This window comes from Streptomyces sp. NPDC003038, from assembly GCF_040611115.1.
Lineage (GTDB): Bacteria > Actinomycetota > Actinomycetes > Streptomycetales > Streptomycetaceae > Streptomyces.
In genome coordinates this window covers 138,162-151,392 of sequence record NZ_JBEXNN010000012.1, presented here as the reverse complement: position 1 = coordinate 151,392, position 13,231 = coordinate 138,162, and the positions used below count along the sequence as shown (strand labels likewise).

Here is a 13,231-nt window from a genome sequence, read left to right as displayed (position 1 = left end):
AACTCAGGGGCCGCCGGACACGGAGTCCCCCTGTACGACCGCGGCGAGGAGCTGCGGAAGCGTTCCGGCGAAGTCGGGCAGTGCGAGGGCGGCGCACCACCACGCGTCCGGATCGTCGTGGAGGGCGGCGGCGAACAGCCGGTCGGCCTCGGCCCGCGCGGCGAGCACGGCTTGCGGCCGGTCGTGGCGGTCCGGGTGGTAGACGTCCCCCAGCCAGTGGTCCTCGTCCAGGGCCCAGCAGGCGGGGACCTTGTGCCGGATCACGTCCGCGCCGGTGAGGAGCCCGCGCGCCAGGCAGTCCCGCACCCACCGTACGTCCTCCTGGACGGTGTCCATGGGGACCGCGAGGCTCGTCAGGGCCAGCTCCCGTTCCACTCCCCCGAACGGCTCGTCGGCCGTCGGCGCGAGGTGGGGAAGGGCCTCGGCGAGCCCGGCGACCGGTGGTCCGCCGGCCGGCTCGGGCAGGGAGTCGTCGGCGACCCGGGCCACCAGCTCCGGCAGGGTGCCCGGGAAGGCGGGGGCGCCGCGCAGCAGTTCGTCCCAGAACCGGGGGTCGTCCCCCAGGGGCCGCAGCGCCCGGGCGACGGCCGTCTGCATCCCCGCCTGTTCGGGGAGGGTCCAGCGCAGGCCGTCGGCTTCGGGGAGGTGTCCGAGCAGCAGGGTCCGGTGCGCGGGGGCGACGTGGGCGACGAGCTCGTCGCAGGTGAGCATGCCCATGCGGACCGCCCGAACGGCGGGCCGGTGCCACTGGCGTCCGTACGTGTCCTGCGCGCGGGTGTCGAGCAGGGCCTGGCCTACCTGCCGGGGCAGACCGCCGACCAGCAGCAGGGCCTCGACGGCGCCGGGCGGCAGCGGGGCGCGGGCGTGCTCGCGCAGCAGCGGCTCCGGGTCGAGCTGGGCGTGCGGCATCCGCAGCAGGGTCAGGGGTATCCGGGGGCGGCGGCCGTGCCGTCGCAGCAGCGCGATCAGCTCCCCGGGGGCGAACGGCCCCGGTCCGACCTGCCGCAGCAGCTCGGCCGACGGCCCCGGCCGGGCCGCGTACCGCGCGGGTCCGGGCAGTCCGGGCAGGGGTCGTCCGACGACGTGCGGATTGCGGGCGACGAAGTGCCGGTCCGCCTCGCTGCCGTGGCGCAGCAGCAGGGTGACGGTGGAGGCGGACAGCCACTCGTCGCGGCACAGGTACTTGCGGGCCGGCGGACCGAGCCGGTCGAGCAGCTCGGCGACGACGTGGTCCGGTGCGTGGCGCAGCAGGTGCGCCACGCACCAGGCCAGTCGTCGGCTGCCCCGGTCTTCCTCGGCCGTCGGCATCGCTCTCGTCCGCCTCGTGCTGTGCTCGTCGCTCTGTTCGTCGGCTGTTCGTCGGCTGTTCGTCGGCTGTTCGTCGCGCTGTAGTCATCGCGCTGTACCCGTACGAAACCGGTACTCGTACTCATCTTCGTACGTCTGTCCGGCGTCCGCCGATGATCGCAGGTCAGCGCAGCGGCCGGTGCACGTTCTCCATGCGGGAGGGGCCGGGGGAGGCGTCGGCGATCCAGGGGCCGTCCCCGGAGGGGTCGAGGACGCCCTCCTCCAGCCAGGCGTACGTGCCGGACAGGACGCCGGCGACGACCTTGCGGTCGAGGTCGTCGGTGTTGGACCAGAGCCGGCCGAAGAGTTCTTCGACCCGGATCCGGGACTGGTGACAGAAGGCGTCGGCCAGTTGGTACGCCTCGCGGCCGTGGGCGCCGGTGGCGCGCAGGTGCTCGGCGCGGACGCAGGCCGCGCTCATCGCGAAGAGCTCGGCTCCGATGTCGACGATCCGGCCCAGGAAGCCCTGCTTGGTCTCCATGCCGCCCTGCCAGCGGGCCATGGCCAGGAACGTCGCCCGGGCCAGTCTGCGGGCGCTGCGCTCGGCATAGCGCAGGTGGGTGGCGAGGTCCGGGTGCCCGCCGGGGTGGAAGGCGCGGTAGGTGCCCGGGACCTGGCCCGGGCCGGTGGCCAGCTTGGGCAGCCAGCGGGCGTAGAACCCGGCGGCGCGGGCGCCCGCCTTCGCCTTGTCGCCGAGCGCCTTCTCCGGGTCGATGAGGTCGCCCGCCACCGACAGGTGGGCGTCGACGGCTTCGCGGGCGATCAGCAGGTGCATGATCTCCGTCGAGCCCTCGAAGATCCGGTTGATGCGCAGGTCGCGCAGCATCTGCTCGGCGGGCACGGCGCGCTCGCCGCGGGCGGCGAGGGATTCGGCGGTCTCGAAGCCGCGGCCGCCGCGGATCTGGACGAGTTCGTCGGCCATGAGGCAGGCCATTTCGGAGCCGTAGAGCTTGGCGAGGGCCGCCTCGATGCGGATGTCGTTGCGGTCCTCGTCCGCCATCTGCGAGGCGAGGTCGACGACCGCTTCGAGCGCGAAGGTGGTGGCGGCGATGAAGGAGATCTTGGCTCCGACGGCCTCGTGCCGGGCGACCGGGCGGCCCCACTGCTCGCGTACGCCGGACCACTCGCGGGCGATCTTCAGGCACCATTTCCCGGCGCCGACGCACATGGCGGGCAGCGAGAGCCGGCCGGTGTTGAGGGTGGTCAGCGCGATCTTGAGCCCGGCGCCCTCGGCGCCGATGCGCTGGTCCGCGGGGACCCGTACCCGGTGGAAGCGGGTGACGCCGTTCTCCAGGCCGCGCAGGCCCATGAAGGCGTTGCGGTGCTCGACGGTGATCCCGGGCGAGTCGGCTTCGACGACGAAGGCGGTGATCCCGCCTCGGTGGTTCTCGCTCTTGGGCACCCGGGCCATCACCACGAGGAGGTCCGCCACCACCCCGTTGGTGGTCCACAGCTTCACCCCGTCGAGGACGTACGCGTCCTCCCCGTCCGGGACCGCCGTGGTGGCCAGGCGCGCCGGGTCGGAGCCCACGTCCGGCTCCGTGAGCAGGAAGGCGCTGATGGCGCTGGTGGCGCAACGCGGCAGGTAGGCGTCCTTCTGCTCCTGCGTGCCGAACATCTTCAGCGGCTGCGGCACGCCGATCGACTGATGGGCGGAGAGCAGGGCCCCGATCGCCGGGCTGAGGGAGCCGACGAGGGCGAGCGCCTTGTTGTAGTACACCTGCGTGAGGCCGAGGCCCCCGTACTTGGGGTCGATCTTCATGCCGAGGGCGCCGAGCTCTTTCAGCCTGCGCACCGTCTCGTCCGGGATCTTGGCCTCGCGCTCGATGCGGGCGGGCAGACCGTCGGCGAGCTCGCTCTCGCAGAACTCCCGCAGCCTGGCCAGGAAGGCCTCGCCGCGCCGGACGTCCTCGTCGGCGGGGAGCGGGTGGGGATGGATCAGGTCGAGCCGGAAGCGTCCGAGGAAGAGTTCCTTGGCGAAGCTGGGCTTGCGCCAGTCCTGTTCGCGGGCCGCTTCCGCGACCTGGCGCGCCTCGCGCTCGGTCACCTTGGGCTGTGTGCCGCTGGGCTGTACGGGCTGTGTTGCGGACATGCGGGGACTCACCTCGCCGCCGGAGTCGGGGTGCTCTGGGGTGTACCAGCCGGTGCTACCTGTGAGTCGTACCCATTGTGGACGGGATGGAAAAGGGGGACGGCCGGAGCCCCCGCACAGTGCGTTCCTCAAACCGCCTCTGACCTGCGGTTTCTCTCTGACCTGCGCGGACGCTGGCCGCGTACGCCCTCATTTTCACTCATCCGCACGCATCCCCCCGCTCCCCGGCCCAGCCGTGCTCCCGTGGGATCACGCCCGAAAAGTACACCCGACAGGTCTACAGAGCAGAAGGCCCGGCGGCTGGCCGCCGGGCCTTCACTGCGCCCATTCAGCTTGCGGAGCATGGACAGGGCGCACCCGCCAAGACCTTCCGGCCTCCGCGAGCTCGAACAACGCTTCGGATCTTGACCGAAACGTGTACGACACACAAGGCCCGGATGCCCCCGTTCCCTCGTTCGATGCACTGGACGCGCGTAGTTGATCTGAACGAGACCGAACTCAGGGTTTGGTATAAACCTATGACCTCGTGTCACCCAGCACGCGCTGGACAAGGTGATGCAGCCGCCGGTCCACAGCGCTCGGCGCGTCGCCGTTGATCACGTCCAGCGCGCGCATGGCCGTCACGATGAGGTCCCCGAGCTGTCGCTCCACGTCCTCCCATGTATGGGACACCCCTGCCGCCTCCCCGCGCGGCGTTACCCCGAGCGCGCCGTAGAGGGCCTCCGCCACCTTGCCCATATCCTCGCTGATCGAGAGCACCCGCAGCAGCCGCACATCACCGACCGGGGCCTCGTCCGTCTCCGGCGCCCGTTGGTCTTGCTGGGTCTCCAGAACCTTCCCGGCGTCTCCGCTGATGGTGTCCAGCGCGACCATCGCCGTCACGATGACGTCCGCCAACTCCTTCTCCACGTCGGCCCACGTGTGGGAGGCGCCCTTCCTTGGGTTGGCGCCGAGCGCCCCGTGAACCGCCTCAGCGACCTCCCCCAGCTCCTCACTGATCTTGATCACGCGGAGCAGACGCATGTTCGCGGTCGTGGCCGCAGCCGCTTCCGCGTCCAGCCACTCCCGCAGCAGTTCCACATTGCGCCAGGTCTCGCCGTTCATACCGTCCTCCTCCAAGTTGCACTGCAAGGTCAGCAGGCGGCGCGGTCGCACTACCGCCCTGTGAACCGATTGATCGCGTCCTCGCTGTAGCCGTAGAACCGGCCCAGCGTCTCGTCGTCGTCCTCGCGCGGAGCTGGCTCGCCCCACGCGACGACGTGGCAGCAGTCGGCGTACGGCGACCAGCGGAGCCGGACGTCCGGGAAGCCGGGGCGGCCGGTAAGCAGTCGCCGCGCGGCGGCCCCTGTCAGTAGGTCCGGCACCGGCAAGTACCCACCGCGGCGCCGGCCTCCCACCGGGACAACGAGCCACGCGTCCCGGCCGAGTCGGACGGCGAGGGCGCCGGCCATGAGCGACGGGTCCTCCAGCCGCTGCCGGTAGTAGTCCGCGTCCCGGACGTCCGCCCCGGCCGGGTCCACCAGCGCTGGCATCCGCGCCATCGGGCCAGCCCTAGAACAGCGCCGGCGCGGCGACCGCGTCCATGGTCGCGACCGGGTCGGTCACCCGCCGTAGGGCCACTGGCGAGAGCGCCAGGGATACCGTCAGCGCGGAGTGATCGGTCAGCCGGTCCGGCATGGTGCGGGGCTCATGGACGTACGAGCAGCCGACGAGCGCCGGCGCCAGGCCGTCCGACACGTGGGCGTGGTCATAGCGGTAGCCGTCCCCAGTACGCCCCACCCACGAATGCTCGACGGCCTCCGGGTGCAGGGCCCGGAACGCATCGCGGTACCCGGCCGCACCGAGCCACTCGTAGAACGAGTACTCGAAGGGCTGGAAGAACCGGTACCTCGGCGTGTGCGTGGGCTCGAGGACGTTGAAGTCCCCGAGCACCACCCGCAGCCCTGTCCGGCCGTCAGGGAGGCCCGTACGGCAGCACTCCAGCCACTTCCGCTTGCGGTCGGTCTTGGTCTCCGTGGCGTCCCGCGACGGCACGTAGAGCCCCGTGATGTCCAGGGGGCCGTCATCCGTTTGGACCGTGCGGGACACCGCCCGGTGCGGCAGGTAGTCCAGGGAGGCCGGTCCCGCGGTGGTGGCGAGACGGCTGACGACCATAACTCCGCGTTCGCCGCGCGCGGGCCGGGGGAACTCCACGTCGTACCCGGCCGCCCCGAACCGGGACGCCAGCAGGTCGCACCCGGTGGAGTCGGCGGTCTCGGTCAGGACGAAGACCTGTTCCGGCCGGGCGGCGAGGTAGGCGAGCTGTCGCTCCGCGCGCTCCCGACCGGGGTTGTTCAGGTTGAACGTCAGCACGTCCAGGGTGTTCACCAGGCGCCCCTACTCCACGGTTCCTTGATGGCCGCCACGATCTGGCGGGCGATGTCGTCCGGCCGCGCGGTCGTCGCGTCCAGTTGCAGCACGCGCACGCCGCCGGCCATGAGGAACCTAGCGGCCTCCTGGAAGTGAACGCATTCGCGCGCGGTGTTCCCGGCCTCGCGCTCGTACCGGCTGTGCGCACCGCGGCCGGTGAGGCGCCGCTCGATGACGTCGGCTGGGGCGTTGAGAATGACCGCGAGGTCAGGCATGTCGGCGTGCCGGTTCAGCTCCCAGACGACGTCGCGACCGACGCCGTCCATGACCTGAAGCACGAGCGACGAGGCCACGTATCGGTCACACACCACGACGTCGCCGCGCGCCACCGCCGGGCGGATCTCGCTCTCCTGCTGCTGGTAGCGGTCAGCGGCGATCAGGCAGGCGAGCGCCATGCCCTGGTACTCCTCGGTGCCGTGTCGTGCCAGATCACCCAGGGCAGAGCCGCTGGGCTGCCGTGTCCGGTGCACGGCAATCCCCTCGGCACAGAGCTGGTCGGCCACGGCCTTGGTGACGGACGACTTCCCCACTCCGCCCGGGCCGTCGATGGTCACGAAGGTGCCGATCACGAGACACCCACCAGGGGCAGAACGCGGGACTGCTTCGGGACGACGGGACACAGCTCGGTGTCGACGGCGCCGATCCGCTGCCCGGCGGCGACGACCGCGGCCGGGCAGCCCTTCCCGCAGTCGTCCGACAGGGAGCAGCTGCCGCACGACGCGTTGGCGCCGACCTTGAACCGCTCGTGGAACTTGTACGCGTCCAAGCGGGCGGCGATGTCGGTGTCCGTCCAGACGTTGCCGACGATGAAGTCCGTGTCCGGGTGCCGGCTGACCCTTGTCCGGGCCGCGAAGACCAGGTAGGGGCAGACCGCCAACTCGCCCCTGGTGAAGACGTAGATGATGGTGCCGGCCTCGCATCCGGCGAGCGGCTTGTCCTGGTTGGGGAACCGGATGTGCACGACGTCGAGGTCCTGGTCCTCGGCGAACGGCAGCGTCAGGTCCCGGATGTAGTGCATGTGCTCGTCTGGTCGCCGCAGCTTCTTCGCCGAGTTGGCCGCGCCGCGCCCCATCTCGCCCAGCGGGTTCATGAGCACGTACCGGGCCCCTTGCTCCTTGGCGAACCGGCAGAGCTGGGCGTATTCCTCGTCCTCGGCGAGGTTGTTCGGCGTACACAGGAGGCCCTGGAGGATGCCCGCCTTCGCGAACCGCTTCACCGTTTCCACGGTCTCGTCGAAGCCCTCGCGACGGCCGCGGAATACTCCGTGCGAGTCGGCTGAGAACCCGTCGAGGGAGACGTTCATGTGGGCCCCGTAAGCAGCGAGCTGGCCGATCTGGTCGTCCGTGACCAACGTGGCGTTGGTACAGACCCCGACGCCCATGCCGGCGTCGTGGAACGCGGCGACGATCTCCATGAGGTCGTCGTGCATGAACGGTTCCCCGCCGGTGAGGGTGACGCGGTTGACGCGGGCCTCGACGAGCTGCGGAATCAGCTTGTCCCGGATGTCGGCGAGCGGCATGTACTCGCCATGCGGGGTGGCGCTCACGAAGCAGTGCTTGCACCTCTCGTTGCACGGCTCACAAATCTGGATGAGCGCCTTGCGGTGCGGGTGATCTACGGACGTACGGAAGTAGCAGGACGCTGCCTGCCCCTCCGTCACGATGCGACGAGCGGTCATGCCATACCTCCGGTTGAGGGGTGAGGGGGTGACCCGCGTCCCGGTCGAGCGACACGCGGTCAGCTCGACCGGGGGCGGGGGTTCAGGCCGAGACGTCGCGCCGCTGCTGGTAGGCGAGGACTTTCTCCTCCAGGCGACGGATGCACGGCTCACACGCGTGGAACGGGCCATGTCCGTGGAGGTCGGTGGTGACCGGGCCGAGCCACAGCACTGGTACGCCGATCGCGTCGCAGCGCCAGCACTCGCCGATCACCCATACCGTCCGCTGCTGCACCGGAGACCCGTCTCCTTCGGTGTCGTGGGGGTGGCTCCGGCCGTACGCGACGGCCGGAGCCCGGGGCCCGCCATAGCCCGGCTGCCTGGGAGGGGAGGCACGGACGCCAGCGGGGGCACAGGCGCTCACCGAGCGGGGCGGGGGCTTCATTGGTGGAACACGCCGTACGAGAGCACGGCCAGGAGGACGGCCAGGACGACCACGTACATGACCTGTCGGCCGGTTTCGTTCACCGCCGACCTCCGGGCAGGAGGCGGAGGCGTCGACGGCCAACGGGAACCAGGCCCAGTCGGCCGTCAGCAGGCAGGTACGGATGACCGGCGGTGGCGGTGACGCTCACGTCGCCTCCTGGTCGGCCGACGCTTCCAGATCGGCCCACACCCGCTTCCCCCACCCCATCTGGTGGACCCCCCACGCCCTCGACATGGCGGTGACGAGGACCAGCCCTCGGCCGCCGTCGGCATCGAGGCGCGCGGCGCGCAGCTGGGGGCGCCGGTTGGGATCGCGGTCGACGACCGCGATTCGGATGCGGGTTTCGCGGGTGCGCGTGACCGCGACGCGGATGGTCTCTCCGCGGGCGTGGTCGGCAGCGTTCGCCACCAGCTCGGACACGACGAGCGTCGCGCCGTCGATGAGGTCGGGAAGCTGCCAGGCGACCAGCGCCTCGCGGACCAGGCGTCGCGCGACGGCCGCCGCCTCCGCTTTCCGGGTCAGGGTCTCCGCGTACGCGGGCGCGGTCGTGGCGGCCGGGACGATCGGCATGGGCGGCGCCTCATTCATGGGCCTTCGGCTCCTTCGCTGCCTCCTTCGCCTGCGCCTTCGCCGCGGCCTGGCGGCCGTAGAGGACGAGGTCGGCCACGTCGTCGGCCGCACACAGGTCGCCGGGGCCGTCCATGGGGACCACCCAGTACGCGTCGTGGGTGCCGTCCGGGCCGACGCGGTTGATGGCCGGCACTCCGAGGAACGAGTCCCGACCGAAGCACTCAGCGAAGGGGACGTCCCACAGGCGCGCGGTGCTGGCGGGGACCAGGGCGTAGAAGTGGCGGCCTCGCGGGTCGTAGAACACCGGACCTCCGTCGAGGGCGCCGGTGAGGAACGAGGCGACCGTGTCGGGGGCTTCGGCTTCGGCCGCGGCATGCATGTAGGCGGCGGGGATCCGAACCGCGGTGAACAGCGTGCCGCAACGCAGCAGCGCCATCCCGTACGTCGCCCACTCGTGCCGCGCTTCCTCGCGGCTCGTCGCGGCCGACATCAGCCACTGGGCAACGGCCAACTGCCGGGTACCGCGGGTGCTGGAGACGCGACCGCTTATGGGCGGAGGCGGTTCCAGCTCGCTCCGGTCACGGGTGTTCGTGGTGCTCGCCATCGTGTCGCCCCCAAGCGGCTGTAGATGACCATCACAGGAGTCGGGATTGCGCGTCGGCTCCCTCACCTACGAGCCAACTCCCGGACAACCCACCGCGCCGGACCTTCGGGCGGACTTTCCGCCGGACTTTTCATCGCGATCGGACTTTTCACTTCCCGTGAAACAGCTACGGTCGGTATACGACCGGATCACCGGAGGTTACGGGTGGACGACCTGACGCCCTTCGAGCTGGAGTGCGTGGCGCACGGGTGGGAGCGGCCGGCGGACTTTCTGCGGGCCTTCCAGGCCACTGCGGACGTACTGGGCGAGGCAGTGACGCTGACGGACCGACAGGCCCGCCGGTGGCGCCAGCGCGTACCACCGGCGCCGCGCCCCCGCGCGTGGAGAGTGCTGCACGCCATGTTCGGCGTATGTCCGACCGAGCTCGGTTTCCCTGGACCCCCGCCAGGTGCCACCGTGGGGGGTGGATCACCCACCGCACAGAAGGGCACGCCCTCCGTGGACCGACGCGGCTTTATGTCCGACGCTGTCGGCATCGCAGCAGCCATAAGCCTTCCGCCGCACGTCCGGCCGATCAGCCCACCGGGAAAGTCCGGCGCCGTCGGCACCACCCACCTGCTCGAACTCCGGGAAGGGCTCCGCAGCCTCTTCCAGCTCGATGACGCGTACGGCGGCGGCGACGTCCGCTCGCTCGCCGTCCGGCACCTCCGCCGGGTCCGCCGCATCATCAACAGCAGCACCTACCCTGAGACGATCGGTCGTCAGCTTCAGCTGCTCGCCGGGGAGATCGCCGAGCACTGCGCCTGGCTGTACTACGACGCCGACGACCAAGACAACGCCCGCATGTACTGGGGCCAAGCGCTCACCACGGCGAGCATGCTCCATGACGCCAACCTGGAGATCCTGGTCTTCGCCGGGATGAGCTTGCAGGCCAGCCACGAGGGCCGGCCCCGCGACGGGCTCGACCTCGCCCGGGCCGCTCAGGAGCGCGCGACCCGCCTCGGGTCCCCCATCCTCCAATCGATCATCGCGGCCCGCGAGGCGCGAGCCCTCGCCATCATGGAAGACGAGAAGGCAGCGACCGGCCGCCTCGCCGAGGCCATGCGGCTCGTCGACCGCCAGGGCAAGGGCCGACCGTCGCCGGAGTGGGCGGCGTTCCACGGGCACGCGGAGCTGGAGTACGCCCAGGGGCTGCTCTACACCGAACTCGGTCACCACCACGCCGCGACGAGCTACCTCCGTGCAGCGCTCGCGCACCAGGATCGCAACTACGGGCGGAACCTGGCGCTGTACCGGCTCACGCTGGCGCACGGACTGGTCAAGGCAGGTGAGATCGACGAGGGCGCCGCTCGCGCCCGGGAAAGCCTCGACCACCTCGAAGAGGTTGAATCCGGCCGCGTTATGCGGAAACTGAACCAGGTGGCGGACGCGCTGCGCGACGTCGACGCTGTCGATGCCCGTTCCGTAGCCGAGGAGCTGACGGAGTACATCCAGCAGAAGGAGGCGGCGTGACGGAGGCCGGGGTCACGTACGAGCGGTACGAGGGAACGGAGGAGGCGACGGCGCAGCTCGACGCCTTCCTCCCGGTGTACGAGGAGGTCTACGCCGATCCTCCGTACAACGAGGGCCCGAGCGACGTCCGGCAGTTCATCGAGCACTACCTCCACCACGTGAAGCGCCCGGGCATGCGCCTGGTCCTTGCTCGCGAGGGCGACGAGGTCGTCGGCTTCGCGTACGGCTACCTGCTGCCGGCCGACACGACCTGGTGGTCCAATGTCCAGGAGCCGCTACCCGAGGACTTCGCGCGGGAGGACGGCGCGCGGACCTGGGTGATCCTGGAGCTCGCCGTCCGCAAGCCGTGGCGGCGCCGTGGCATCGCCGCCGGTCTCCACGCCGCGCTGCTGGACGGGCTCACCGTGGAGCGGGTGACGCTGACGGTGCGCCCCGAGCCGGAGGCGGCGCCCGCGCGGTCCGCGTACGCGGCCTGGGGATACAGGCGGGTCGGCTTGTCCCACCCCTGGGAGGACGCTCCCTTCTACGACGCGATGGTGCTCGAACTCAACCGCCCCGCGCAGTAGTTCCCTCCCACTGCGGGCGGGTGTCACCGCCCGCCCGTACGGTGGTCTTCATGACCTCCTCCCTCCGTAGCCGGGGTTCGCGCTGCCCTGCCCCGGCCGAGGTGAACCGCGCCATCCGCGACCTGATGGACCGGCCCGACGACGGCCGCCGCGCCGAGGAGTACGCCCGCCTGCTGCTGCTGTGGGCGGAGGCGAACGCGGCCCGCGACCGATGGGGCACAGCCGCCTGACCCGTGTCCGGACACGCCCCGGCCGGGTCCGGACACCTTGGTGCGGACAGACCCGGACACGTTGTGACCAGCCCGGACGCTGTCCGGACACCCTGTCGATCCGAGGTCACCGGACCCGTGTCCGGGCATCCTGGCGGACGGGCACGGCGCGGTGTCCGGACGGTCCGGTGGGGTGTGCCGCTGGACAGGCGAGCGCCCCCGCTCGCGGTCCACGCGGGAGGGGCGTTCCTGTCCGGCAGCACAAGGTCAGGCGGACGCCCCCGCCCACTGGCGGGCGCGCTCGTCGAGTTCGACGGCGCTCCGTACGCCCCGCCGCTGGAAGCGCGCCAGGTCCGTACGCATCCTCTTGACGGCGTCCCGGACCCGCTGGGAGCGGACGCCTTCCAGCAGATCCAGGGCGGTGGACCACGTACCGCATGCCTGCTCAACATGCCCCTGCGCGGACTGCATCCGGCCAGCCGCCGCGAGGGACAGAGCCCGGATGCGCCGGTGCTCGGTGCCGCTGTAGCGCTTCGCCGCCGTGGTGTGGAAGGACTCGGCGGCCTTGAAGTCCCCCACCGCCGACAGGACCTTGGCGGTATTGGACGCGACGGTCGCAGTCGCGGAACCCCACATCGCTGCCCACTCGGCGGTCCCGTCCGGGTCGGCGGCCTGAGCGATGTCGCCGGCCCGGATCGCCTCGGCGACCGCCTCCTGTTTCCGGCCCGAGAGCGCGAGGGCACGGGCCCGGCAGATGACGAACCGGGATTCGGTAGCCGGGTCGATCTTGGCTGCGCGGGCGCGAGACAGCGCCAGGTCGGCGAGGCCGAGGACGTGCTCCGGGCGCTGGGCGTCCATCCCGTGATGGGCAAGGATCCGCAGCACGAACGCCTGATGCGCCTCGTTGTCGGCTTCGCGCGTGAGGGCGTACGCCTGGAGGTAGTAGCGCTGCGCCACACCCATCTCGCCGGCGTCGAAACTCTTCCAGCCGGCGAGGTAGGCCAGGGACGCAGCGGCGGACAGCATCTCGCGATGCTGTTCTTCGGTGGCGAATCGGGCCCGGCACAGCGCTGCGACATCGGTCGTGAGGTACTGAACCACCGCTGTGCGCCCGTGCTGGCCGCCGTGGCGCTCGTCGATCGACGTGAACATGCGGGTCATGCTCCGCACAGCTTCGATGTCGGCGGCCCCTGCGTTGGCTCCGACCCGTACGGCCCGAGCGCGGGAGAGGTATTCGTCAGCGACTCCCAGAGGCAGGGCGGCAGCCGCGACCGAGTAAGCGGCGGAGGTCAGGAAATCTCGGCGTTCGATGTCGGCTCTCCCCACACGCACGATGGTCTCGACCGGGTCGGGCCCCAGGCACAGACCGAGGTCGTTGTTCCCTGTCGACGGTAGCCCGAGGTCCTCCGGCAGCAGAAGGCGTCCGAGCCGCCGTGACAGGACTTCGGCCAGGTATCCGCCGACATGCCCGGACGGCTGCACACCGCGTCGCACCCAGTGCGAGATCGCCGACTTGTTCGTCATCAGGCGCTCACCGCGCTCAGCGGCAATAGCCCGAACACCCCGCGCCACCTGGTCATAGGTCATCCCGGCCTCGGCAATGAGCCGGCCCAGGGTGTCGTTCGGCGATCGCTGTGGTTCTGCCACGAGTCCCCCTCATGGACGTTAAACCGCGTATACCGCTTCGCGTGACCGACACCGTACCGTCCGTAGCCGGGCTTCGGTTGACTATCCGTCAAGCCGCTTCGGGGAAGCAGGACAGCGCCCTGGAGATCCTC

The 13,231-nt window shown here is 71.0% G+C and carries 14 protein-coding genes; 3 read left to right on the top strand and 11 right to left on the bottom strand.

Annotation, left to right across the window (positions count from 1 at the left end; all coding sequences use genetic code 11):
* Positions 1-3: 3 nt before the first annotated feature.
* From ABZX75_RS17820 to ABZX75_RS17775, 10 genes are all read right to left on the bottom strand, one after another.
* A complete protein-coding gene (locus tag ABZX75_RS17820) occupies positions 4-1,308 on the bottom strand; it encodes a hypothetical protein (RefSeq protein ID WP_355411410.1) in 1,305 nt (434 codons plus the stop codon).
* A 163-nt stretch (positions 1,309-1,471) separates the two neighbouring features.
* Positions 1,472-3,439 carry an acyl-CoA dehydrogenase family protein gene (locus ABZX75_RS17815; RefSeq protein WP_355411408.1) on the bottom strand — a complete coding sequence of 656 codons (1,968 nt, stop codon included), beginning with the start codon at positions 3,437-3,439 and terminating at the stop codon, positions 1,472-1,474.
* A 516-nt stretch (positions 3,440-3,955) separates the two neighbouring features.
* Complete coding sequence (locus ABZX75_RS17810) at positions 3,956-4,543, bottom strand: MazG-like family protein (protein ID WP_355411406.1); 588 nt, start codon at positions 4,541-4,543, stop codon at positions 3,956-3,958.
* 50 nt (positions 4,544-4,593) lie between these two features.
* Positions 4,594-4,980 carry a DUF6302 family protein gene (locus tag ABZX75_RS17805; protein ID WP_355411404.1) on the bottom strand — a complete coding sequence of 129 codons (387 nt, stop codon included), beginning with the start codon at positions 4,978-4,980 and terminating at the stop codon, positions 4,594-4,596.
* Positions 4,981-4,990: 10 nt separating this feature from the next.
* Entirely contained in the window at positions 4,991-5,806 is an 816-nt protein-coding gene (locus ABZX75_RS17800; RefSeq protein WP_355411402.1) for an endonuclease/exonuclease/phosphatase, read from the bottom strand.
* Complete coding sequence (tmk, locus tag ABZX75_RS17795) at positions 5,803-6,417, bottom strand: dTMP kinase (RefSeq protein ID WP_355411400.1); 615 nt, start codon at positions 6,415-6,417, stop codon at positions 5,803-5,805. The genes ABZX75_RS17800 and tmk overlap by 4 nt, the downstream gene beginning before the upstream one ends.
* Positions 6,414-7,526: a radical SAM protein gene (locus tag ABZX75_RS17790; protein ID WP_355411398.1), complete on the bottom strand. Its 1,113-nt coding sequence runs from the start codon at positions 7,524-7,526 to the stop codon at positions 6,414-6,416. Before ABZX75_RS17790 ends, tmk begins: the two co-directional genes overlap by 4 nt.
* A gap of 82 nt (positions 7,527-7,608) precedes the next feature.
* The gene (locus ABZX75_RS17785; protein WP_355411396.1) at positions 7,609-7,800 is read right to left on the bottom strand and encodes a hypothetical protein; all 192 of its coding nucleotides are present in this window, start codon (positions 7,798-7,800) and stop codon (positions 7,609-7,611) included.
* Positions 7,801-8,136: 336 nt separating this feature from the next.
* Complete coding sequence (locus ABZX75_RS17780; RefSeq protein WP_355411394.1) at positions 8,137-8,580, bottom strand: ATP-binding protein; 444 nt, start codon at positions 8,578-8,580, stop codon at positions 8,137-8,139.
* Entirely contained in the window at positions 8,573-9,166 is a 594-nt protein-coding gene (locus ABZX75_RS17775) for a hypothetical protein (protein ID WP_355411392.1), read from the bottom strand. The genes ABZX75_RS17780 and ABZX75_RS17775 overlap by 8 nt, the downstream gene beginning before the upstream one ends.
* Positions 9,167-9,682: 516 nt before the next feature.
* Here ABZX75_RS17775 and ABZX75_RS17770 point away from each other — a divergent pair.
* The 3 genes from ABZX75_RS17770 to ABZX75_RS17760 are packed head-to-tail and all read left to right on the top strand — an operon-like array spanning position 9,683 to position 11,474.
* A complete protein-coding gene (locus ABZX75_RS17770; protein ID WP_355411390.1) occupies positions 9,683-10,678 on the top strand; it encodes a hypothetical protein in 996 nt (331 codons plus the stop codon).
* On the top strand, positions 10,675-11,244 hold the full coding sequence (locus ABZX75_RS17765; RefSeq protein WP_355411388.1) for a GNAT family N-acetyltransferase: 570 nt from the start codon (positions 10,675-10,677) through the stop codon (positions 11,242-11,244). Before ABZX75_RS17770 ends, ABZX75_RS17765 begins: the two co-directional genes overlap by 4 nt.
* A gap of 50 nt (positions 11,245-11,294) precedes the next feature.
* A complete protein-coding gene (locus ABZX75_RS17760) occupies positions 11,295-11,474 on the top strand; it encodes a hypothetical protein (protein WP_355411386.1) in 180 nt (59 codons plus the stop codon).
* Positions 11,475-11,720: 246 nt separating this feature from the next.
* On the opposite strand, the gene ABZX75_RS17755 is transcribed toward ABZX75_RS17760, so the two are convergent.
* Positions 11,721-13,100, bottom strand: a complete 1,380-nt coding sequence (locus ABZX75_RS17755) for a hypothetical protein (protein WP_355411384.1) — start codon at positions 13,098-13,100, stop codon at positions 11,721-11,723.
* Between the last annotated feature and the right edge of the window lie 131 nt (positions 13,101-13,231).

What these genes read in the sequence shown, in the direction of transcription:
- ABZX75_RS17760 (WP_355411386.1), top strand. Translation starts at nt 11,295, where the DNA reads ATGACCTCCTCCCTCCGTAGCCGGGGTTCGCGCTGCCCTGCCCCGGCC.
- ABZX75_RS17780 (WP_355411394.1), bottom strand. Translation starts at nt 8,580, where the DNA reads ATGAATGAGGCGCCGCCCATGCCGATCGTCCCGGCCGCCACGACCGCG.
- ABZX75_RS17820 (WP_355411410.1), bottom strand. Translation starts at nt 1,308, where the DNA reads ATGCCGACGGCCGAGGAAGACCGGGGCAGCCGACGACTGGCCTGGTGC.
- ABZX75_RS17770 (WP_355411390.1), top strand. Translation starts at nt 9,683, where the DNA reads ATGTCCGACGCTGTCGGCATCGCAGCAGCCATAAGCCTTCCGCCGCAC.
- ABZX75_RS17790 (WP_355411398.1), bottom strand. Translation starts at nt 7,526, where the DNA reads ATGACCGCTCGTCGCATCGTGACGGAGGGGCAGGCAGCGTCCTGCTAC.
- ABZX75_RS17805 (WP_355411404.1), bottom strand. Translation starts at nt 4,980, where the DNA reads ATGGCGCGGATGCCAGCGCTGGTGGACCCGGCCGGGGCGGACGTCCGG.
- ABZX75_RS17775 (WP_355411392.1), bottom strand. Translation starts at nt 9,166, where the DNA reads ATGGCGAGCACCACGAACACCCGTGACCGGAGCGAGCTGGAACCGCCT.
- ABZX75_RS17810 (WP_355411406.1), bottom strand. Translation starts at nt 4,543, where the DNA reads ATGAACGGCGAGACCTGGCGCAATGTGGAACTGCTGCGGGAGTGGCTG.
- ABZX75_RS17815 (WP_355411408.1), bottom strand. Translation starts at nt 3,439, where the DNA reads ATGTCCGCAACACAGCCCGTACAGCCCAGCGGCACACAGCCCAAGGTG.